The organism is Plantibacter sp. H53 (assembly GCF_001650455.1).
Taxonomy (GTDB): Bacteria; Actinomycetota; Actinomycetes; order Actinomycetales; family Microbacteriaceae; genus Plantibacter; species Plantibacter flavus_A.
On sequence record NZ_LWCT01000004.1, the window covers coordinates 80,992 to 99,894 of the forward strand.

An 18,903-nucleotide genomic window follows, 5' to 3' on the forward strand; every position below is an offset into this window, starting at 1 on the left:
CAGGAGTCCCGATCGGGGGCACCGACGCCGGAAACGAACTCGAAAGGCTCGTCATGACGACGCTCTCCGACCACCAGCACACCGACCACCGCGATGCCACCACCGTCCCACCGGTCCCGGCCTCCCCCGCCGCGACGCGCGGACAGGCGGGGATCGACGCCGGTCTCCTCCTCCTGCGCCTGGCGCTCGGCGTGGTCTTCATCGCGCACGGGCTCCAGAAGTTCCTCGTCGACTCCATTCCGGGCGTCGCCTCCGGGTTCGGCGGCATGGGCATCCCGGCTCCCGAGGTCGCGGCGGTCGTCGTCGCCGGTCTCGAGGTGGTCGGTGGCCTGCTGCTCATCGTCGGCCTCGGCACGCGCATCGTGGGAGCCCTGCTCGCGGTGACGATGGCCGTGGCGATGGTGCTCGTGCATCTGCCGGCGGGGTTCTACGCCGCCGACGGCGGCTTCGAGTACGTCATGCTGCTCGCACTCGCGTCGCTCGCGCTCACCCTCGCGGGCCCGGGCCGACTCGCGATCGACGCGCTGATCCGACGCCGCCGCAGCCGCTGACACGGGTCGGCTGACTCGGATCCGCCCGCCTGCCCCGACTCGGGTGGGCGGGCGGTGGTCCGTGCACCCGGCTAGAGCAGCTCGTCGACGTCGGGCGTGGTCGCACCGCGCAGGGCCTCGTCGACGGACGAGCGCACGAGCGACGACAGGAAGCCGCCGGCGTTCTCCACGCCGATGTCCTGGAGCAGACCCGTCGCCTGCTGCACGACCGCGCGGGAGAAGCTCGCGGCCGTCTCCACAGCTTCGGCGTAGGCCGCTCGATCGGCCTCGGCGATGATCACGGGCTCCGCGCCCATCTCGACCACGAGCGCCTGCCCGATCGGTTGGACCGGGGCCGGTGCGGTCACGGCGAACGACGTCTCGTGGAGCCGGGCGAGGTCGAGGCTCGTCCCGGTGAACACCATCGCGGGGTGCAATGCCAACGGGATGGCGCCGGCCTTCGCGGCGGGAGCGAGGACTGCGGTCCCGAACCGAGCCGAGGTGTGGGCGACGAGCTGACCCGGCTGCCACGCACCGACCGCCGCGAGCCCTTCGACCAACGACGCGAGTTGCGCATCCGGTACGGCGATGACGACGAGTTCACTCCGCTCGACCACCTCGGTCGGATCGAGCACCGGGACGTCCGGCAACAGGGCGTTCGCCCGTTCGAGGCTCTCCTCCGACACCGCGGTGATGCCGACGATCGCGTGTCCGGCTCCCCCGAGCGCCGCTCCGATGACCGGGCCGACGCGACCACTCCCGATGATCCCGATGCCGAGTCTGGCGCTCCGTCGTTCCGCGCTCACGTGGTCCTCCGGTCGTGGTCGGTCGTCGGGAGCGAGACGGACGGAGTCGGCCGCTGCTCCTGCCACGGCTCGGCGTCCGGCCGCGTCGCCGACGCGGACTGCGCCGTCGGCTCATCGAGGTAGGGGGCCGTCGCCTGCGCCTCGGACGGCTGGTGCTCAGGGTCGAAACTCGCCCACCGGTGGCTGCGATCGTTCGACTGTGCGACCACGATCGCCGCCGACGCCGCGTCGAACATCCGCACCGCCTCGTCGCGGGCCATGGCCGGAAGCTTGGCGATCACCGGGCCGGGGACCGTGTGCGCGGTCGCGGAGGCGAGGTCGAGCGCGCGCAGGAGCGGCCCCTGGTCGATCCGGATGCTCTGCAGGCGTGCAAGCGGGAGGATGTGGAGTTTGCGCCAGACCACCCCCTGCCGGAACAGCAGCATCCCGTCCCGCAGGGCGTAGCCGGTACGACGCCAGGAGAACCAGTTGATCCATCGCGAGCGACGGGGCGAGCCCACGAAACCGACGCCGTCGCGTGTGGCGAGGGCCGATTGCAGGGGCGCCCAGGCGCTGCCGTCGATGCGGCCCGCGAGCATCAACTCCACGACCTGCGCGGCGTCCACGAGCGACCCGACCGGCAACACCGTATTGCTCGTCGCACCGCGAGCGGCCTGCTCCAGGGACAGGCCGGCCTTGTTGATCCGAACCCGCCACCAGCCGAACGGGCGCCAGATGATGGGCTGCGACACCTCGATCGCGTGGATCCGGCCGGGCGGGACGGTGTCGTTGGTCGTCGAGAAGAGCCCGAAGCCGATGCGGACGCCCGAGGGTGTCGCGGCGATGCTGTAGCGCAACGACTTCGTCACGCTCGACCAGACGAAGGCCCCGAGACTCAGCACCATGGGGACGAGCCAGAACCAGGCCCAGTCCAGGCCGTTGACGAGGAGCACGACACCGACCACGACCGAGATCAGGACGATCACGGTGAACGGGCTGAGCAGCGTGGACCCGACCAGGCGCCCGAGCGTCAGGCGCACGACGGAGTCCGGCACCGCCTCCTCCGGGTCGAGTTCGGGCGAGATGAAGTCGTCGACGCGCTCGGTGACGAACCGGGACACCCCGCCGGCGCCGTCGGGCGCCGATTGCGGCGGCAGGGTCGGGTCGGCCGGGTCGACGGCTGCTGCGGACTGCCGGCGTTCGGCGAGCTTCACCCCGCTCGCGAGCGTGAGCACGTCCCGGCGGAGGCCGTCGGCGTCGACACCGTACAGGTACTCGAGTTTGACGTTCGCGTCCTGGCCCGCGACGCTCACGTTGATGCGCGAGGCCCCGATGAGCCTGGCGAGGAGCGGCTTCTCGATCGAGACGCCCTGGATGCGGTCGAGCTTGGCTTTGCGGTTCGTGCGGAACAGGATCCCGCTGCGCACCTCCACCGCCTCGTCGGTGACCCGGAAGGTGTGCATGCGCCAGGAGAACCAGAACACGGCGATCACCACGATGAGCCCGACGGCGATCGCGAGGAGCACCCACCCGACGAAGCCGTGGTTGAGGATGTAGTCGATCGGGTCGGTCGGCTGCTCCATCCCGGGAGCGGGGATGAAGAACTCGATGAGTCGCTCGCGGAGGTTCGCGATGACGATGCCGAGGATGGCGACGAACGCGATCCCACCTCGGAGCAACGGCGTCGCCGGATGCAGCCGGTGCCACTGTCCGTCGACGAGACTCTGTCCGGCCACCCGTGGGACGATCGCCTCGGCCGTCGGCTTCACCCGAGGACCCGCGGCCGGAGCCTCGAACCGCTCCGGCGGTCCTGCCGCCTGGTGCTCGCTCACAGTCCGGTCCGCCGACTCTCCGCCACGGCGACGAGGTGGTCGCGCAGCCCCTCGGCCTCGGCTTCCGGCAACCCGTTGATCACCACACCGGTCGAGGCGGAGGCGGTCACGAACTTGAGGTCGGCGAGGCCGAACGCCCGCGAGAGGGGCCCGCGGTTGATGTCGACGAGCTGCATGCGCCCGTAGGGCACGGCGACGAAGCGCTGCCACATGATCCCCCGGCGGAACAACAGGTCGTCCGCGCGCAGCTGGTACCCGATCGATCGGATCCGGCGCGGGATGAATGCCGCGGCGATCAGGGAGATCACGGCGAACGCGGCGAACGGCCACCAGATCCAGGTCCAGTCCCAGACGAGCGCGACGAAGACCACGGCCGCCGTGACGAGCACGAGGCCGGCGCCCTCGGAGATGAACTCGACGGCGATGAGCTTGCGACTCACGCGGCGCCACTCGGCATCGGGCAGTTCCAGCCGCTTGCCGCTCTGCTCCGCAGGGCCGACCTGGTCCGCCTCCGGCGACGACAGCTCCTCCAGCGGCGTCTCGATCAGCGGCCGTTCGGCGGGCTGGTCAGGTGTGGGACGGGGCTCCCCCGGGTGCGGCGTCGTCATCATCATCCTTCGGAACGGTGCAGAACCACTCGGCCACCAAGGCGGCGACGACGAGTGCGACCGATCCCACGATGGACGCGATCACCAGCCACAACGAGCCTATCGCGGGCAGGATCGGGCGGGTCAGGACGAAGAGCAGGATCCCGACGGTCGCCCCGGCCACCAGGGAGCCGGCATGGCTCGAGGCCTTCGCGAGCGCGGCGACCCGCATGGCGCGGAACGGATCGATCCGGCGGGTGGCGCGACCGGTCGTGCTGCGGCGGATCGGCCAGGACAGGGCGATGAGGATGATCGCGACCGCCACGAGCGAGACCGCGAGGGTGACGGGTGGGATGATCGACGCGCGTCCGCCGGAGACCATCGCGACCTCGACGAGGAAGCCGACGACGACGCCCACCCCGGCGAGGACGATGAGCGGTGTCGCGGTGGTGCGGCTCACGGGTGCGTGCCGTCGTCGGGGACCACGGAGCCGTCCTTTGCGGCCGCAAGGGTGTCGAGGCGGCCGACGCCGGGCAGCGTCGCGTCGGGGTCGAGGAGCAGCCAGGGCACGACGACGAATCCGCGCTCGGCGGCTCGCGGGTGCGGGACCGTCAGGCGATCGTCGTCGATCGTCTCGTCGTCGTAGGCGATGAGGTCGAGGTCGAGCGTCCGGTCGCCCCAGCGCTCCTCGCGGACGCGGCCGTGCGCGAGTTCGATCCGCTGGAGTTCGTCGAGGAGCGCGTGCGGCTGGAGGCGGGTGCGGACGGCCGCGACACCGTTGAGGTAGGCCGGAGCCGACTCGTCGACGCCGGCAGGCTTGACGGCCGCGCTCGAGACGAGCGGCGACGGGCGCACCTCGAGCACCCCGTCGACGACGGCGAGGTCTTCCACCGACTGTGCGATCGTCGCGCGGCGGTCCCCCAGGTTGGCCCCGATGGCCACGACGGCCCAGACGGCACGAGGCTTCGGCGGTCCGGGCCGACGGGCGGGGTCGTGGATCGGTGTGCGCGAGACCATCAGACGGCCCGCCCGGTCGCAGTACGGTCGGCCTGGGTGCGCTCGATCGTCACCGCCACGTCCGCGAAGGGCACCGTGATCGGGGCGCTCGGTTTGTGCACGGTGACCCGGACCGCTTCCGCGCGCTCGTTCGCGAGCACCACGTCGGCGATGCGCTCGGCCACGGTCTCGATGAGATCGACCGGGTCGCGCTCGACGGCCGCCACGACCGCTTCGGCGAGCTCCCCGTAGTGCATGGTCGCGCCGAGCTCGTCGCCGCCGGCGGCCGGGCGGAGGTCCAGCGACACGGTGACGTCGATGACGAACTCCTGTCCGGCCTCGCGCTCGAAGTCGAAGACGCCGTGGTGCGCGAACGCCCGCAGGCCCGTGAGGGTGATCGAATCAGTCATCGGCTCCACCTTGCCATGCATCGAGGGTATCGAGAGCGAGTCTGGTGGCGGCGACGTCGTGGACGCGCACACCCCAGGCTCCGGCCTGCGCGGCCAGCACGCTCACCACGGCGCTCGGCAGATCGCGCGCCTCCATCGGGGCGTCCTCGGGGAGGAGCGCTCCGATGAACCGTTTGCGGGACGCGCCCACCAGCACCGGGTACCCGAGCTCGCGCAGCAGGTCGAGTCGGGCGAGGATGCGCCAGTTGTGCTCGGCGTGCTTGGAGAACCCGAGGCCCGGATCGACGACGATCCGGCCGGGGTCGACGCCCTGACCGCGGAGGGTCGTCACCCGGTCGTCGAGTTCCCGAGCGACGTCGACCGCCGCGTCGGTGTACGTTGCGCGGCTCGCCATGTCGGCCGAGTGCCCGCGCCAGTGGCTGATGACGCAGTCGAGCCCGGACGCCGCCATCACGCCCGGCATCCGGTCGTCGGCGAGGCCACCGGAGACGTCGTTGATGATCGAGGCACCGGCGTCGGCCGCGGCACGGGCGGTGTCCGCGTTCATCGTGTCGATACTCACTCGCGCACCAGCGGCGGCCAACGCCGCGATGACGGGTGCGACCCGGTGCTGCTCCTCGCGGGTGTCGACCCGGGCGGCACCGGGCCGCGTCGATTCGCCGCCGACGTCGATGATGGTGGCGCCGGCCGCGATGAGCTCGAGCCCGTGGGCGACGGCGTCGTCGACGTCGAGGTACCGGCCGCCGTCGCTGAACGAGTCGGGGGTGACGTTGACGACGCCCATGATCTGGAACATGCGATCACCCCGCCTGGTCGGCGGACGCGCCGATCAGGACCATCAGCTCGGCCCGCGCGGCCGGATCGGCCAGGGCTCCACGGCTGGCGATGGTGACGGTGGTGCTCGACAGCTGGCGCGATCCGCGCATCGAGACGCAGCCGTGCGCGGCCTGGAGCACGACGAGGACGCCGCGAGGCGCGAGCCGCTCGACGAGGGTGTCCGCGATCTGCTCGCTCAGCCGCTCCTGGACCTGCGGGCGCGAGGCGAGTGTGTCGACGAGCTTCGGCAGGGCACCGAGGCCGATGACGAGTTCGTCAGGCAGGTAGGCGATGTGCGCCGTGCCGAGGAACGGGAGCAGATGGTGCTCGCACACGGAACGGAAGGCGATGTCCCGGACGAGCACGACATCACTGGTCGCGCCCTCCTCGATCGGGATGGGGCGGGCCAGGTGCACGCCGGCGTCCTGGCCGACGCCGCCGAAGAACTCCGCGTACGCATCGGCGACGCGCGAGGGGGTGTCGGCGAGGCCGTCGCGGGAGGGGTCCTCGCCGATCGCCTCGAGGATCTCGAGGACCGCTGCGGCGATCCGTTCGCGGTCCACCGACGACCGCGAGACCGAGCCCTGATCGGGCTCGGCCTGCGCGGCTGCGACCGCGTCGTCCGCGGTGTGCTCGCCGTGGGTCATGCGGGCTAGGCGGTCGCCGGTCGCGGCTTCGTCGCGCGGGTGCGCTTGGGCTTCGCGGGAGCCTCGGGCTCGGGCTCGGAGCTCACGCCGCCGTCAGCCGCACCGGAGTCGATGGGTGCGGTGAACGATGCGGAACCGACGGCCGAACCCGACCCGACGGGGCGCTTCTTGCTGGACAGCCAGACGGGGCGCGGCGGGAGCTTCTTGACGTCCTTGAAGATCTCGGCCAGCTGGACGTGGTCGAGGGTCTCCTTCTCCATCAGCTCGGCGGCGAGGCGGTCGAGCACGGCCCGGTTGGTCGTGATGACCTGCCAGGCTTCGTCGTGCGCGGCCTCGATGAGCTCGCGGACCTGGGCGTCGACCCGCTGCGCGATCTCCTCCGAGTAGTCGCGCTGGTGGCCCATGTCGCGGCCGAGGAACATCTCGCCCGACGACTGCCCGAGCTTGACGGCACCGACGTCGGTGGTCATGCCGTACTCGGTGACCATCTTGCGGGCGATACCTGTCGCCTTCTCGATGTCGTTCGACGCGCCCGTGGTCGGGTCGTGGAACACGAGCTCCTCGGCGACACGGCCGCCCATCGCGTAGGCGAGCTGGTCGAGCAGCTCGTTGCGCGTGACGGAGTACTTGTCTTCGAGAGGGAGCACCATCGTGTAACCGAGGGCACGGCCGCGCGGAAGGATCGTGACCTTCGTGACGGGGTCGGTGTTGTTCATCGCCGCTGCAGCGAGCGCGTGCCCGCCCTCGTGGTACGCGGTGATGAGCTTCTCCTGCTCGCGCATGACGCGCGTGCGGCGCTGCGGACCGGCGATGACGCGGTCGATGGCCTCGTCGAGTGCGCGGTTGTCGATCAGCTGGGCGTTGGAGCGCGCCGTGAGCAGTGCGGCCTCGTTGAGGACGTTGGCGAGGTCGGCACCGGTGAAACCGGGCGACTTGCGGGCGACGACCTCGAGGTCGACGCTCGCGGCGAGCGGCTTGCCCTTGCCGTGCACCTCGAGGATCTTCTTGCGGCCGGCGAGGTCGGGGGCGTCGACGCCGATCTGGCGGTCGAAGCGGCCCGGGCGCAGCAGCGCGGGGTCGAGGATGTCGGGGCGGTTGGTCGCGGCGATCAGGATGACGTTCGTCTTGACGTCGAAGCCGTCCATCTCGACGAGCAGCTGGTTGAGGGTCTGCTCGCGCTCATCGTGACCGCCGCCCATGCCGGCGCCGCGGTGACGACCGACGGCGTCGATCTCGTCGACGAAGATGATCGCGGGCGAGTTCTCCTTGGCCTGCTGGAAGAGGTCGCGGACGCGGCTCGCACCGACACCGACGAACATCTCGACGAAGTCGGAACCGGAGATCGAGTAGAACGGCACACCGGCTTCACCGGCGACGGCGCGGGCGAGGAGCGTCTTGCCCGTTCCAGGAGGGCCGTACAGCAGGACGCCCTTCGGGATGCGCGCGCCGACGGCCTGGAACTTCGCGGGCTCCTTGAGGAAGTCCTTGATCTCCTCGAGCTCCTCGATCGCCTCGTCGGCACCGGCGACGTCGTCGAAGGTCACCTTCGGCGACTCCTTCGAGACGAGCTTCGCCTTGGACTTTCCGAACTGCATGACCTTGTTGCCGCCACCCTGCATGCCGGAGAGCATCAGCCAGAAGAAGACACCGATGAGGAGCAGCGGGAGGAGGAGTCCGAGCATCGACAGGAGCCAGCTCGGCTGGGGCACCTTGTCGTTGTAGCCACCGGACGGGTCTGCGGCGTCGACGGCCTCGACCACGTCGGCCGCACGGGCGCCGACGTAGTAGAACTGCACCTGCTTGCCGAACTCGTCGTCGGCCTTCGTCAGCGTGAGGTCGACGCGCTGGTCGCCGTCGGTGATGACGGCCTCCTTGACCTGCCCCTTCTCGAGGAAGGCGAGACCCTCTTGCGTGGAGACCTCACGGAAGCCGTTCATGCTCATCAGGCTGATGCCGATCCAGAAGACCAGGGCGGCGATGATGAGGTACGGGATGGGACCCTTGAAGAGACGCTTGACGTTCATAAGTTGAGAGGCCGGGGCTGGCCCGTTCCCTTTCTGCAGGAGGGGTCGACGGGCGGAGCCGCGTCGCGAATCAGGCTACCCCCTCGCCGCTGGATGCCTCCCCTGTGTTTGCCGTGGGCTTAACGGGGGTGCGGTGTGAGGTCGGTGGAGTGGTTCAGGCGTAGACGTGCGGGGCGAGGACGCCGACGTCGCGGAGGTTGCGGTACTTCTCGTCGAAGTCGAGGCCGTACCCGACGACGAAGTCGTTCGGGATGTCGAAACCGACGTACTTGCACTCGACGTGCACCTTGGCGGCCTCGGGCTTGCGGAGGAGCGCGCAGACCTCGATGGACGCGGCTCCGCGCGAGGCGAAGTTCTCGAGCAGCCAGGAGAGGGTGAGGCCGGAGTCGATGATGTCCTCGACGATCAGGACGTGGCGGCCGGTGAGGTCCGCGTCGAGGTCCTTGCGGATCTGGACGACACCGCTCGACTTCGTGCCGGCGCCGTAGGAGCTGACCGCCATCCAGTCCATCGAGAGCGGGATGCGGAGTTCGCGCGCGAGGTCGGCCATGACCATGACCGCGCCCTTCAGCACGCCGACGAGCAGGACGTCCTTCCCGGCGTAGTCGGTCTCGATCTGCCGGGCGAGTTCGGCGAGCTTGTCGCGGATCTCCTGCTCGGTGACGAGGATGGTCGTGAGGTCGTCGGAAATGTCGCTCTGCTCCATGCGTCGAGTGTATGCGAGATGACCCGGACGCCCGTGCGCCTCCTGCTCGGGAGCGCCGTGATCAGCGGGCCGCGAAGACGATGCGTCCCGCGTGCCGGGACGCCGTCAGGCCGGGCAGGTCGATCGGACCCTGACCGGTCCAGTCGGTGACGAGCCGCGCGACCTCGATCGTCTGCGACCTCGTGAGCGAGACGCCGAACTCGCTCTGCACGATGTACCGGATGATCCTCTGGCGGAGCGCCGCCGGATTGGCGGCGAGTGCCCCGGCGCTGACGGAGATCCCGGCCTCAGCGTGCTCGACGAGCTCCTCGATGGTCTCCTCGATCATCTCCTCGAAGGCGTCCGCATCCTCCCGGGCGGCGTCGGCGGTGCGGGCGAGGGCCTCGGCGATCCCCGGTCCGAGCTCCGCCTCGAGCACCGGCAGGACCCGTTCCCGGACCCGGACCCGCGCGTAGGCGTCGTCGGTGTTGTGCGGGTCGTGCCACGGTTCGAGTCCTTCGGACGCGCACGCCTCGCGGGTCTGGGAGCGTCGGATCCCGAGCAGTGGCCGGAGAAGTGGACCGGAGACGGGCGCCATGCCCTGCAGGCTACCCGTGCCCGACCCGCGAGCGAGGCCGAGGAGCACGGTCTCCGCCTGGTCGTCGAGGGTGTGCGCGAGCAGCACCAGGGACGCACCGACCTCGACCCGGGCGGCGTCGAGCGCGGTGTACCGGGCCGCCCGTGCCGCGGCCTCCGGTCCACCCTCGGAGCCCACCTCGACGACGCGGACGAGGACGGGGTCGAGCCCCAGGGCACGCGCCTGGTCCGCGGCACGCGCCGCGACGTCGGCCGAGCCCGCTTGCAATCCGTGGTCGACGATCACGGCGCCGGCCCGTAGACCGACCTTTCCGGCTTCGAACGCGGTCGCGGCGGCGAGCGCGAGCGAGTCGGCACCACCGCTCAGCGCGACGAGCAGGTCGGCACCGGCGACGTCACGTGACGCCGCTGGCGCCGTGCCCGCGATCGCATCGCGCACCGCCTTCCGCAGGGCGGCGACGGACGGGTGGAGCGGGGGTCGGACGTCGTTCACGCGGACCACGCTATTGCACCGCGCCGAGCGCCTCCCCACACCGTTCGCTCCGGGACGCATCGGTTATGGTTGGTCCTCGTCGGCGACCGCGCCGACTCCACGTCATCCAACCGCGCAAGGAGCAGGCTTATGGCCGAGTACGACGCCGTCATCGAGATCCCGCGGGGCAGCCGCAACAAGTACGAGATCGACCACGAGACCGGTCGGGTCTTCCTGGACCGCGTCCTGTTCACGAGCTTCGTCTACCCCGCCGACTACGGCTTCTTCGAGAACACCCTCGGCGAGGACGGCGACCCGGTCGACGTCCTGGTCCTGCTCGACTTCCCGACCTTCCCGGGCGTCGGCATCAAGGTCCGCCCCGTCGGTGTGCTGCACATGACGGACGACGGCGGCGGCGACGACAAGGTCATCGCCGTGCAGTACAAGGACCCGCGCTGGTCGCACATCCAGGACCTGAACGACATCCCGCAGGCGACGCGCGACGAGATCGAGCACTTCTTCGTCCACTACAAGGACACCGAGCCCGGCAAGTGGGCGCGGATCGACGGCTGGGGCGACGCCGCTGCGGCCGAGAAGATCATCCTCGCGGGCTTCGACAAGCTCAAGGCGGAGGGTCACTGACCCCCTGCGGACCTCCGCACCCCGCATGACGAAGCGGCCGGCACCCTCGGGTGTCGGCCGCTTCGTCGTGCGGGTCGAGGTGCTCGATCAGCCGAGCGGCGCACCGCGGTCGGCCATGAACGGCTGCGCGTCGATCGCGCTGCCGTTGATGCGGACCTCGAAGTGCAGGTGGCAGCCGGTCGAGGCACCGGTCGTGCCGACGTAGGCGATGACCTGTCCGGCGGAGACCTGACTGCCGACAGCGACCTGGATGCCACCGTTCACGATGTGTGCGTAGCCGGTCGAGACGCCGGCCCCGTGCTCGATGAGGATGAAGTTGCCGTAGGTGCCGTACCAGCCGGCGTAGCTGACGGTGCCCCCGGTCGCCGCGTAGATCGGGATCCCGCAGCCGCCCGCGATGTCGGTGCCGCGGTGGAAGCTGCCCGAGCTGCCGCCGCCGGTGGAGATCGGGTCGCGGTAGCCGTAGGTGCCCGAGATGCTGCCGGAGGCCGGGATAGCCCAGCCCTGGCTGCTGAGCTGACCGCCGTCGGCGCTCTGTCCCCGCGCGGCGGCTTCGGCCGCGGCCTTCGCCTTCGCGGCCGCGACGCCCGCCTCGTAGTCCTTGACGGTCTTCGCCGTGGAGTCCTGCAAAGCGCTGAGCTGGGCGTTGAGTGTGACGATCAGTTCCTGGTTCTGCTCCAGTTTGTCGGCTGCCGCGGACGCAGCCGCCTGTGCTGCCTCCATCGCCACCTGGGCGGCCTGACGCAGGGACTCGCGCTCGTCGCGGGCGACACCGGCCTGTTCACCGAGCGCAGCCGCGGTGTTGCGTGCGGCGACCGCCTGCTCGTAGACGCCGTTGCTGTGCTCGGCGACCTGGTTCATATTGCCGAGCTTGGACAGGAGGTCGGTCGCGCCCTTGCTCTCGCCGTCGAGGAAGAGGCTCAGGCTGAGGTCGGCGCCGCCGGATCGGTAGAGCTGCGAGGCGACCCGACCGGCCTGCTTCGTGGCGGTGTCGGCCTCGGTCGTCTTGGCGTCGGCCTGCGACTGGATCGCGGTGGCCCGGGCGTCGGCCTCGAAGAAGGCCTCCTCAGCGGCCTGGAACTCCGTACCGCGTTTCTCGGCCTCGTCCTGGGCGACCTGCAGTTCGTCCTGCAGCTGGACGATGAAGTTCTTGATGTTCGTGACTTCGGCGGCCTTGGCGGCCTCGTTGCCCTTCGCGGCCTGGACGTCATCCCACGAGGGGTAGTCGGCTGCTGACGCCGGACCGGCGACGCCGAACGAGCCGACGATCGCGAGCGACATGACGATGGCGGCGGTGAGGCGTCCTCGCCACCGCACGGAGGACGCCGATCCGGCGTTGGTCGTCCGGCTTCGGCGCCAAGCGCCGGCAAGCTTCTTGCTCATGAAGTAGGGGCCCATCTCGGTTCGCTGCAGTCACATCGGTCACATCGGTACCACTGTCCACGCTAGCCCGACGGGGGTCGGGACTGGCTGCAGACACCCCCGTCGGCCGCGGCATCCGGGAGTGGTCCACGCCAGAGGCTAACCCCGGCCGGGGGCCGTGCAGTGGTCATTCGGCGCCTGTCGCCACATCCGGCATGGAGTGCCGACCGCAGCTCCGCGAACCCGATTTTGGATTCGGCGGTTTCATCCGTATGCTTGTCGCTCGGTAGTCATGAAGCTTCAGGGCTTCGCGGCCCTATCGTTTAGCGGCCTAGGACACCGCCCTTTCACGGCGGCAGCACGGGTTCGAATCCCGTTGGGGTCACCACCGACTACTGGAAAAACAGCCGCTCGGATTCAGGTATAGTGAGTCTGCGCGACTGCGAGAAGCACCGAGGAACACCAGCATCACCGCAGTTCGTATCACCAGCAATTCAACATGTATGGCCCTGTAGCGCAGTTGGTTAGCGTGCCGCCCTGTCACGGCGGAGGTCGCGGGTTCAAGTCCCGTCAGGGTCGCAAAAGGTCGGAAGCCCTCTCGCAAGGGAGGGCTTCTGCTTTTGAGACATCGTCGCCGTTCGTGCAGCTGATGTACTCGGCTCTGTAGCTCAGTTGGTAGAGCGCACGACTGAAAATCGTGAGGTCACGGGATCGACGCCCGTCGGAGCCACTGGCCCCTCTCTCAGGCTTCTACTGAGATTGGGGCCTTATTCATTCTCCCAGGTGAGCGGTGCAAAACGTCCCGGTGTATCCGTGCGTGTATCCGATTCACTGAAAGTAGCTTTTCGTGCAACTCGGGATAGATGCGCCCCTGGCTGCATGTCGTCCCCCGCGGCTAGGCTCCACCCATGACTGACCCATCGAGTAAGCGTCCCCTGTCGACGAAGATCATCGGCAGTGTCGCCGGCCTCATCCTGATCGCCCTCATCATCTTTATCGCGGTCAACACGATCGGGCGCGTGTGACTCGTCCGAATCCGATCCGTTACGACCAGGACACGTGGTTGGTGATGCGCAACGACCCGGTGAATCCGAAGGCGATCATCCAACGTCGCCGTGACGGTCGTGGTGAGGATGTGTTCTTCGTGTCGCGTTGGGCGTTGGATGCGGGTGCGCGGGTGCTGATGGGGACGAAGGGGTCACTAGCTGAGGCGGATGATTTCGTGCGGTACGACCTGCCAACGAAGCGTGACGGGCGTGACGGGCCACCGAACGGGATCGACGGCGACGGAGTGCAGCGGCGGCGCATCTGACCGCGTCGCGGGGCTAGGATTCGTCGCATGGGGAAACGCCGACGCCACACGCCTGCATCATGGTTCGACGCCAACGTGAAGTACATATTCCTAGCGCTATTGGCGGTCGCGGCGGTCGCACTCACCGGGATAGCCCTCGGCAACACTCGCACGGTCGCCTCGAACGGCGAGCAGCGCCCCATCCCGAGCTTCGGTACGGCTAACACCGACCCGGCGCTGCCTCCCATCAACGCGCCAGCAGGTGCGAGCGTCATCATCTTCGGTGATTCATGGACAGCAGGGTACGCCGCCACACCGTCCTCCGAGGGTTACGCCTACCTCACCGGCGCGGACATGGGATGGGAGACGTCAGTGCGTGGAGTCTCGGGAACTGGCTATCTGAATGCAGGCCCGAATGCTGAAGGTACATACGCGCAGCGGATCGCCGAGCTACCCGACGCCGAGCCATCTCTGTTCATCATGCAGGGCGGCATCAACGATGCATTCCAAGACCAGAGCACGCTTGGCGAGGCGATCGACGCCACGCTCGCAGCTGTCCGGTCGAAGTACCCGACGACGCAGATCGTCCTCCTTGGCCCGGCACCCTCTGCCCTGCCAGTAGAGGCGAACCTCTCCTCGGTCGATAATGATCTTCGCGGAGCCGCCCGCTCCGCTGGCATCCACTACGTCTCCCCCATCGCCGAGAACTGGATCACAGCGGAGAACTATCAATCCGTCATCGACGAGACTGCGGCAGGTCACCCAAGCACCGCTGGGCACCGGTACCTTGCTGACAAGACGATCGAAGCGCTGCGGAACATCCTTGGATAGAACGACAAAACGCCCCTCGCGGGCCTCTACGGAGGCCCGCGAGGGGCGTTTGTCGCATCTACACTAGGAGCGACAGTTTCGTATACCAGTCCCGGAGCGCAGCGGCCCAGATGTATGAGCCATTGTTTGGGTCGGCGAGCTCGAAGGCTGCCTTGGGATGCACCCCGTCCACGCGAACCGCAGCCACGCCGCCATCCGGACGCTTCTGGAACGCCTCAGCGGCGGGAAGGTAGCCGAAGTTATGCCGCTTGGCAAAGCCTCGGAGACTGGCCAGGCGCTTCCGGTGAGCCTCGTGCGTAGCATTCGGCGGAAACTCCGGGTTTTGTGCAACGACGACGATTCCTGTTTCGGGGTGGATGGCACGGAACGCATCGATGAAGGTAAGGACCTTGGTCAGGTAGACCTCCGCGCTGTCGCTTCCGTAGTTGTGGCAGGACGAGATGAACAACAGGTCAAGCGGTGCGGGGAACATCGCGGCGATGTGAGCGGCCTGGTAATCCAGCGTCGATCCTGCCTTCGAGGCGTTGTAGATCGTCAGCTTCTTAGGCGCGACCGTCACGACGACCTTCACCGATTCGATCTTCCATCCGACCGCGCCAGCACCGGTAGTCGTGATGTAGGTGTTGGTCGCCGTCGCGAGGGCTGACACGTCACCTGCGGAAAGTGTCGCCGTGACGCTGACCCCGTTCAGGGTGGCGGTCACGGTTGTGCCATTGAGACGGAGTGTCACAGGAACGGTCTGAACCGATGATGCTGTGAGCGGCGTCCCTGTTCCATTGACGACGTTAGCGAAGACGCCAGCGATCTGCTTCTGAATGCCCCATGTGACTGCCCCGGATGCAGCGATGGAGATATACACCCAAACTCGGTTGCTTGCGCTCGCACCCGCATGCAGGTTGAGTACGCCGCCGACAGCTTTCGCGTTCGTGTCAACGGTCACGCTCCACGTGCTGAGGCGATCGCCACCCTGGACGGTTCCGACTGCCTGCACGTTTCCCGGCGCTGCAGTGACGACCGCCGCGGAACCATCGACAGAGAACTTCCCCGTCTCGCCCGACCAACTGTTGCCAGCCTCGGGCGACCCAGATCCGATGAGGTCGGCTGCGGTCCTCGAGAACGAGTCCTCAGCAGCAACAACAAGCGAGCCCGTGCTCGTCTGCAAGGCGATTGCCGGCGAGTTGGTCTCCGTTGCGATGTCCCAGCGCGTGTAGTCGCACGCGAGGGCAGGGTTCAACGGCAGCCACAGTTCATGTCCACGGCGGAACCACTCAGCGTTCTCGTCTCCGGTCGAGTCCCCTGCGAGACCGACCGCCATGTTGTCCGCGAGGAGGTCGACCTTAGCCGCGAAGTTCTCGCCCGCGGTGACCATAGATGGGTACGGTACAAGCGCATCCACCAGCTCGGCGTTTACAGCAGCTTCGAGTGCATCTCGAGGCGCGCCGGGGTTGGTCAGGGCGGTCGCGATGGCGGTCTCAGTGGGCACAGTGTTCGGCCCTGCTGGACCCGTGAGGTCGCCCAAAGGAATCTCAGACTCGTTGTCCCTGACGAGCCACACATTGCCACCGTCGACACGTGCGTCCACGATGGTCTGCGGGTTGAAGGGCAGCGCATTCTTGACGCTATCGGGCAGCTCCTTCGTTTCGGAGTCGACGGATACGAGATAGTTGACCATGCTGCCCCCTTCAAGGGATACGTGCGGGTAGGGGTTAGACAGACGTCTCGACAGCAGACTTCGGAACCGAACCGGCACCGAGCTTCGTCAGGAAGCCATTCACTGCGGGGATCGCGATGATGCGGGTCACCACACCAGTGACGACGAGGATCCCGGCGACGATCGCGTTGACGAGGACGGTGACCTCAGCCGGAACGCCATTGCCGGTGAACGCATCGACCACCAGCGGCAGTGAGATGTTCACGACGGGGAGAATGACGATCAGGTTCACGAGGACCGTGCGGATGACCCGCTGGGACTTGAACCAGATCTCGGGGACTGCTGCGTGCTTGCTCATGGGGATGTCTCCTATATCGGTGATGGGTGGAAGTGGGTAAGCTCGCGCTCACCCTCCTGCAGGGGGTAGGGCTTCGGGGTGTCAACAGCACTCCGAAGCCCGCTCAATCAGCGTGCAGATCCTCGATCTCCAACTGAGTCATGTCCTCAGCGGACGGCATCGGCATCTGACCCTGACGGCCATTCCGATCCCACGTGATCAGCTGCCGGAAGAACCGGCGGATGATCGCGTTCGTGGACTTCTTCCACTCCTTGAATGCATCAAGCTCCGCCTGCACCGGCTGCAACGCGATCGCGATGCGCTTGTCCACGTACTCGGCGAGCTCAATGTTGTTGTCGAACAACTGCGACCCGGCATCCACCTGGTTGCGGGTCTCCGCAGTGCGGTTCGACCGCTTGTTGTTGATGTACACGCCCAGCCCGAGAAGAGCTGTGACGATGAGGCCGGCCGCGGAGATCATCTCCGCGCCGGTCACTTCTCCACCGCCTTGCTCTTACGCAGCTGAATGCCAAGGTCGAAGACGCGCCAGATGGGCAACACGACCAACGCGGACATGAGGCCGGCGGTGGCCTGCGAACCGGGGATCTCGAAGCTCCTGGCAGTCAACACGGCGACGTAGGACGCCACCAGGCCGATGAGAACGAGCTTCGCACCCAGCTCGAGCCTCCCCAGCTTCGGGAACGACACCCCGACCAGACACGCCAACGACGTCAGCGCGATCGCGCCGGACCAGAACGCCGCGTACATGGTGGACGTCGCATCAGTCACCGATCCCACCCCTCGCACGAACCCGACGACCCCGAAGTACAGGAAGATGAGGTTGCCGACTGGCAGGACGACCCGGAAGATCCCACGGAACCGCCAATCCTCAGGCCGGATGTTGCCCGACGCCCAGATGGACGCGGCGAACAATCGTTTGAACATGGGATCCCCCTCCCGGGATGGAAGCGGGCTACTTGATCGCGTTCGCGGCAGAAGTCGGGGCCAGCTTCGCGAAGTCGTCAGCAAGGGCCGCATCCACGGCACCAGCAGACTCGTTCGCGGCTCGGACCGTGGCTGCGAGGTTCACGACGAAGTTGAACTCGTTCGCCGGCACATCACGCGCGTCAGTGGGTGCCAGGTTCCGGAGCTGACCGTCTGCGCCAACAGGCTGGTCGATGATGCCGTACTTCGTGAGCAGCGGCAGGTACTCCCAGTTCGGCAGGCCGAAGTAGAAACCCGTCGCCGGGTTCACTGCGGCGACACGGCCGAAGGTCTTGTCTGTCGGGGTGGCGTTGCGGATGAGCTGCGTCTTGGGCATGTCGTCCTCCTCTTTCCGGGGTGCGGGCTTACCCGCTTTGATGGTGTTCGCGCGCACAACAGTCGCGTCGATGGGTAGCCCGCCTGGACAGGCGGTCGCGTAGGAGGCGCCGTAGAACTGGTACAGCTCCCGGTGCCCGAGGACTGTGGAGTCGGCGCCGTCACGAACCAGCGGGAAGCCGTACCGCTTGGACACGTCAGCCATGAGCGCGGACAGGGACTCCTGAGCGGCAGCGCTGATCGTGTAAGCCGGAGCGAGGGTCTCGTTGCACACCTCGACGGTGATCGCACGGCCGTCCCACTCAGCAGATGAAGAAGTCCATGCTCGGAACTCCTCCGGGACCACCGAGATGATCTCGCCGTCGTTGCCGATGATGTAATTCGCAGACACTTCCTTCGCGCCCATCATCAGACCGAGCACTGCACGCCAGTCTCGAGAGACCGCATGATGCTGGATGAACCGGTCAATGGTCCGATCGCCCCGAGAGGACTTCTGCGAGGTGACGTACGCCTGTGTGGTGAGTGCGCTGATGGTCATGCTCACCACCCCCACGCTGTCCAGATGAGCCGATACGAACCAGCGAACGCAGCACCAGCCGCGTTACGCACCCGAATGCCGAACTGAGACGCCGAAACCGACCCGACAATCACACCCACCGAATACCCCGGTGTCGCGTCAGGGTCACCATTCACCACCGACATCGCCAACACACCATTCGGGAACGGTGTCGGGAACGGCAACGTGAAACCACCAGAACCCGACGTCGTGACCACCTGGTACCCGGTCTGCATGAACGCAGCCCGAGGAGACCCAGAACCAGCCATCAGACCGTTGTTCCCCAACAACTGCACACCCACAGGCGTCCACGTCCCCGGGAGCGCAGTGACCTCATACACGCCCTTACCGGCAACACTGACCTGACGGCCCAACCAGTTCCCCAACGCCGGCAACTCAGCCAACGTCGCAACAGCCGGATCCAACTTCGCGTCCGCAGCACTCGCGATCGCCGTCAAATCCGCAGCAAAGTCAGCCGGATCCGTGTTCGCCCGAGTCGGCAAACCCTTCGGTGTCGTGCCAGCCATGAAAC

Annotated in this window: 22 protein-coding genes and 3 tRNA genes; 7 read left to right on the forward strand and 18 right to left on the reverse strand. The window is 67.8% G+C overall.

Going from position 1 to position 18,903, the window contains the following annotated elements; genetic code table 11:
- Positions 1–53: 53 nt before the first annotated feature.
- Positions 54–551 carry a DoxX family protein gene (locus A4X17_RS03710; RefSeq protein WP_082915894.1) on the forward strand — a complete coding sequence of 166 codons (498 nt, stop codon included), beginning with the start codon at positions 54–56 and terminating at the stop codon, positions 549–551.
- Positions 552–622: 71 nt separating this feature from the next.
- Here A4X17_RS03710 and A4X17_RS03715 read toward each other — a convergent pair whose 3' ends face one another.
- The 11 genes from A4X17_RS03715 to tilS form a co-directional block, all read right to left on the reverse strand.
- A complete protein-coding gene (locus tag A4X17_RS03715; RefSeq protein ID WP_064294399.1) occupies positions 623–1,336 on the reverse strand; it encodes a Rossmann-like and DUF2520 domain-containing protein in 714 nt (237 codons plus the stop codon).
- The gene (locus A4X17_RS03720; protein ID WP_064294328.1) at positions 1,333–3,147 is read right to left on the reverse strand and encodes a PH domain-containing protein; all 1,815 of its coding nucleotides are present in this window, start codon (positions 3,145–3,147) and stop codon (positions 1,333–1,335) included. Before A4X17_RS03720 ends, A4X17_RS03715 begins: the two co-directional genes overlap by 4 nt.
- Positions 3,144–3,758: a PH domain-containing protein gene (locus A4X17_RS03725; RefSeq protein WP_369808444.1), complete on the reverse strand. Its 615-nt coding sequence runs from the start codon at positions 3,756–3,758 to the stop codon at positions 3,144–3,146. Before A4X17_RS03725 ends, A4X17_RS03720 begins: the two co-directional genes overlap by 4 nt.
- A complete protein-coding gene (locus tag A4X17_RS03730; RefSeq protein WP_064294329.1) occupies positions 3,715–4,194 on the reverse strand; it encodes a DUF3180 domain-containing protein in 480 nt (159 codons plus the stop codon). The genes A4X17_RS03725 and A4X17_RS03730 overlap by 44 nt, the downstream gene beginning before the upstream one ends.
- Complete coding sequence (gene folK, locus A4X17_RS03735; protein WP_064294330.1) at positions 4,191–4,751, reverse strand: 2-amino-4-hydroxy-6-hydroxymethyldihydropteridine diphosphokinase; 561 nt, start codon at positions 4,749–4,751, stop codon at positions 4,191–4,193. The genes A4X17_RS03730 and folK overlap by 4 nt, the downstream gene beginning before the upstream one ends.
- Entirely contained in the window at positions 4,751–5,140 is a 390-nt protein-coding gene (gene folB, locus A4X17_RS03740) for a dihydroneopterin aldolase (RefSeq protein WP_079003845.1), read from the reverse strand. The genes folK and folB overlap by 1 nt, the downstream gene beginning before the upstream one ends.
- Positions 5,133–5,936 carry a dihydropteroate synthase gene (folP, locus tag A4X17_RS03745; protein WP_064294332.1) on the reverse strand — a complete coding sequence of 268 codons (804 nt, stop codon included), beginning with the start codon at positions 5,934–5,936 and terminating at the stop codon, positions 5,133–5,135. The genes folB and folP overlap by 8 nt, the downstream gene beginning before the upstream one ends.
- 4 nt (positions 5,937–5,940) lie before the next feature.
- A complete protein-coding gene (gene folE, locus A4X17_RS03750) occupies positions 5,941–6,603 on the reverse strand; it encodes a GTP cyclohydrolase I FolE (protein WP_082915896.1) in 663 nt (220 codons plus the stop codon).
- Between the two features lie 5 nt (positions 6,604–6,608).
- Positions 6,609–8,627 (reverse strand): ATP-dependent zinc metalloprotease FtsH, encoded by a 2,019-nt coding sequence (gene ftsH, locus A4X17_RS03755; RefSeq protein ID WP_064294333.1) that lies wholly within the window; start codon positions 8,625–8,627, stop codon positions 6,609–6,611.
- A 154-nt stretch (positions 8,628–8,781) separates the two neighbouring features.
- Positions 8,782–9,333 (reverse strand): hypoxanthine phosphoribosyltransferase, encoded by a 552-nt coding sequence (gene hpt / locus A4X17_RS03760; RefSeq protein ID WP_064294334.1) that lies wholly within the window; start codon positions 9,331–9,333, stop codon positions 8,782–8,784.
- A gap of 61 nt (positions 9,334–9,394) precedes the next feature.
- Complete coding sequence (tilS, locus tag A4X17_RS03765) at positions 9,395–10,402, reverse strand: tRNA lysidine(34) synthetase TilS (protein WP_064294402.1); 1,008 nt, start codon at positions 10,400–10,402, stop codon at positions 9,395–9,397.
- Between the two features lie 129 nt (positions 10,403–10,531).
- Here tilS and A4X17_RS03770 point away from each other — a divergent pair, with 129 nt between their 5' ends.
- The gene (locus tag A4X17_RS03770; protein ID WP_064294335.1) at positions 10,532–11,023 is read left to right on the forward strand and encodes an inorganic diphosphatase; all 492 of its coding nucleotides are present in this window, start codon (positions 10,532–10,534) and stop codon (positions 11,021–11,023) included.
- Between the two features lie 87 nt (positions 11,024–11,110).
- Here A4X17_RS03770 and A4X17_RS03775 read toward each other — a convergent pair whose 3' ends face one another.
- On the reverse strand, positions 11,111–12,406 hold the full coding sequence (locus A4X17_RS03775; protein WP_082915904.1) for a M23 family metallopeptidase: 1,296 nt from the start codon (positions 12,404–12,406) through the stop codon (positions 11,111–11,113).
- 291 nt (positions 12,407–12,697) lie between these two features.
- On the opposite strand from A4X17_RS03775, the gene A4X17_RS03780 reads away from it, so the two are divergent.
- The 5 genes from A4X17_RS03780 (at position 12,698) to A4X17_RS03800 (ending at position 14,507) form a co-directional block, all read left to right on the forward strand.
- Positions 12,698–12,773, forward strand: a tRNA-Glu gene (locus A4X17_RS03780).
- 117 nt (positions 12,774–12,890) lie between these two features.
- Positions 12,891–12,964: transfer RNA gene (locus A4X17_RS03785), tRNA-Asp, on the forward strand.
- A gap of 78 nt (positions 12,965–13,042) precedes the next feature.
- Positions 13,043–13,115: transfer RNA gene (locus tag A4X17_RS03790), tRNA-Phe, on the forward strand.
- A gap of 291 nt (positions 13,116–13,406) precedes the next feature.
- Positions 13,407–13,697 carry a hypothetical protein gene (locus A4X17_RS03795; RefSeq protein ID WP_064294336.1) on the forward strand — a complete coding sequence of 97 codons (291 nt, stop codon included), beginning with the start codon at positions 13,407–13,409 and terminating at the stop codon, positions 13,695–13,697.
- A gap of 27 nt (positions 13,698–13,724) precedes the next feature.
- Complete coding sequence (locus A4X17_RS03800; RefSeq protein WP_082915898.1) at positions 13,725–14,507, forward strand: SGNH/GDSL hydrolase family protein; 783 nt, start codon at positions 13,725–13,727, stop codon at positions 14,505–14,507.
- A 58-nt stretch (positions 14,508–14,565) separates the two neighbouring features.
- Here the strand turns inward: A4X17_RS03800 and A4X17_RS03805 are convergent, their stop codons facing one another.
- The 6 genes from A4X17_RS03805 to A4X17_RS03830 all read right to left on the reverse strand — a co-directional run bounded on the left by A4X17_RS03805 (position 14,566) and on the right by A4X17_RS03830 (position 18,898).
- The gene (locus A4X17_RS03805; RefSeq protein WP_064294337.1) at positions 14,566–16,179 is read right to left on the reverse strand and encodes an SGNH/GDSL hydrolase family protein; all 1,614 of its coding nucleotides are present in this window, start codon (positions 16,177–16,179) and stop codon (positions 14,566–14,568) included.
- Positions 16,180–16,213: 34 nt separating this feature from the next.
- The gene (locus tag A4X17_RS03810) at positions 16,214–16,516 is read right to left on the reverse strand and encodes a hypothetical protein (RefSeq protein WP_064294338.1); all 303 of its coding nucleotides are present in this window, start codon (positions 16,514–16,516) and stop codon (positions 16,214–16,216) included.
- Positions 16,517–16,619: 103 nt separating this feature from the next.
- Complete coding sequence (locus A4X17_RS03815; RefSeq protein ID WP_064294339.1) at positions 16,620–16,991, reverse strand: hypothetical protein; 372 nt, start codon at positions 16,989–16,991, stop codon at positions 16,620–16,622.
- A complete protein-coding gene (locus A4X17_RS03820) occupies positions 16,988–17,440 on the reverse strand; it encodes a hypothetical protein (protein WP_064294340.1) in 453 nt (150 codons plus the stop codon). Before A4X17_RS03820 ends, A4X17_RS03815 begins: the two co-directional genes overlap by 4 nt.
- A gap of 28 nt (positions 17,441–17,468) precedes the next feature.
- Positions 17,469–18,353: a peptidoglycan recognition family protein gene (locus A4X17_RS03825; protein ID WP_064294341.1), complete on the reverse strand. Its 885-nt coding sequence runs from the start codon at positions 18,351–18,353 to the stop codon at positions 17,469–17,471.
- A 2-nt stretch (positions 18,354–18,355) separates the two neighbouring features.
- On the reverse strand, positions 18,356–18,898 hold the full coding sequence (locus A4X17_RS03830; protein WP_064294342.1) for a hypothetical protein: 543 nt from the start codon (positions 18,896–18,898) through the stop codon (positions 18,356–18,358).
- Between the last annotated feature and the right edge of the window lie 5 nt (positions 18,899–18,903).

What these genes read in the sequence shown, in the direction of transcription:
- A4X17_RS03710 (WP_082915894.1), top strand. Translation starts at nt 54, where the DNA reads ATGACGACGCTCTCCGACCACCAGCACACCGACCACCGCGATGCCACC.
- A4X17_RS03725 (WP_369808444.1), bottom strand. Translation starts at nt 3,758, where the DNA reads ATGATGACGACGCCGCACCCGGGGGAGCCCCGTCCCACACCTGACCAG.
- folK (WP_064294330.1), bottom strand. Translation starts at nt 4,751, where the DNA reads ATGGTCTCGCGCACACCGATCCACGACCCCGCCCGTCGGCCCGGACCG.
- folB (WP_079003845.1), bottom strand. Translation starts at nt 5,140, where the DNA reads ATGACTGATTCGATCACCCTCACGGGCCTGCGGGCGTTCGCGCACCAC.
- folP (WP_064294332.1), bottom strand. Translation starts at nt 5,936, where the DNA reads ATGTTCCAGATCATGGGCGTCGTCAACGTCACCCCCGACTCGTTCAGC.
- folE (WP_082915896.1), bottom strand. Translation starts at nt 6,603, where the DNA reads ATGACCCACGGCGAGCACACCGCGGACGACGCGGTCGCAGCCGCGCAG.
- ftsH (WP_064294333.1), bottom strand. Translation starts at nt 8,627, where the DNA reads ATGAACGTCAAGCGTCTCTTCAAGGGTCCCATCCCGTACCTCATCATC.
- hpt (WP_064294334.1), bottom strand. Translation starts at nt 9,333, where the DNA reads ATGGAGCAGAGCGACATTTCCGACGACCTCACGACCATCCTCGTCACC.
- A4X17_RS03770 (WP_064294335.1), top strand. Translation starts at nt 10,532, where the DNA reads ATGGCCGAGTACGACGCCGTCATCGAGATCCCGCGGGGCAGCCGCAAC.
- A4X17_RS03775 (WP_082915904.1), bottom strand. Translation starts at nt 12,406, where the DNA reads ATGAGCAAGAAGCTTGCCGGCGCTTGGCGCCGAAGCCGGACGACCAAC.
- A4X17_RS03800 (WP_082915898.1), top strand. Translation starts at nt 13,725, where the DNA reads ATGGGGAAACGCCGACGCCACACGCCTGCATCATGGTTCGACGCCAAC.
- A4X17_RS03805 (WP_064294337.1), bottom strand. Translation starts at nt 16,179, where the DNA reads ATGGTCAACTATCTCGTATCCGTCGACTCCGAAACGAAGGAGCTGCCC.
- A4X17_RS03810 (WP_064294338.1), bottom strand. Translation starts at nt 16,516, where the DNA reads ATGAGCAAGCACGCAGCAGTCCCCGAGATCTGGTTCAAGTCCCAGCGG.
- A4X17_RS03820 (WP_064294340.1), bottom strand. Translation starts at nt 17,440, where the DNA reads ATGTTCAAACGATTGTTCGCCGCGTCCATCTGGGCGTCGGGCAACATC.
- A4X17_RS03825 (WP_064294341.1), bottom strand. Translation starts at nt 18,353, where the DNA reads ATGACCATCAGCGCACTCACCACACAGGCGTACGTCACCTCGCAGAAG.
- A4X17_RS03830 (WP_064294342.1), bottom strand. Translation starts at nt 18,898, where the DNA reads ATGGCTGGCACGACACCGAAGGGTTTGCCGACTCGGGCGAACACGGAT.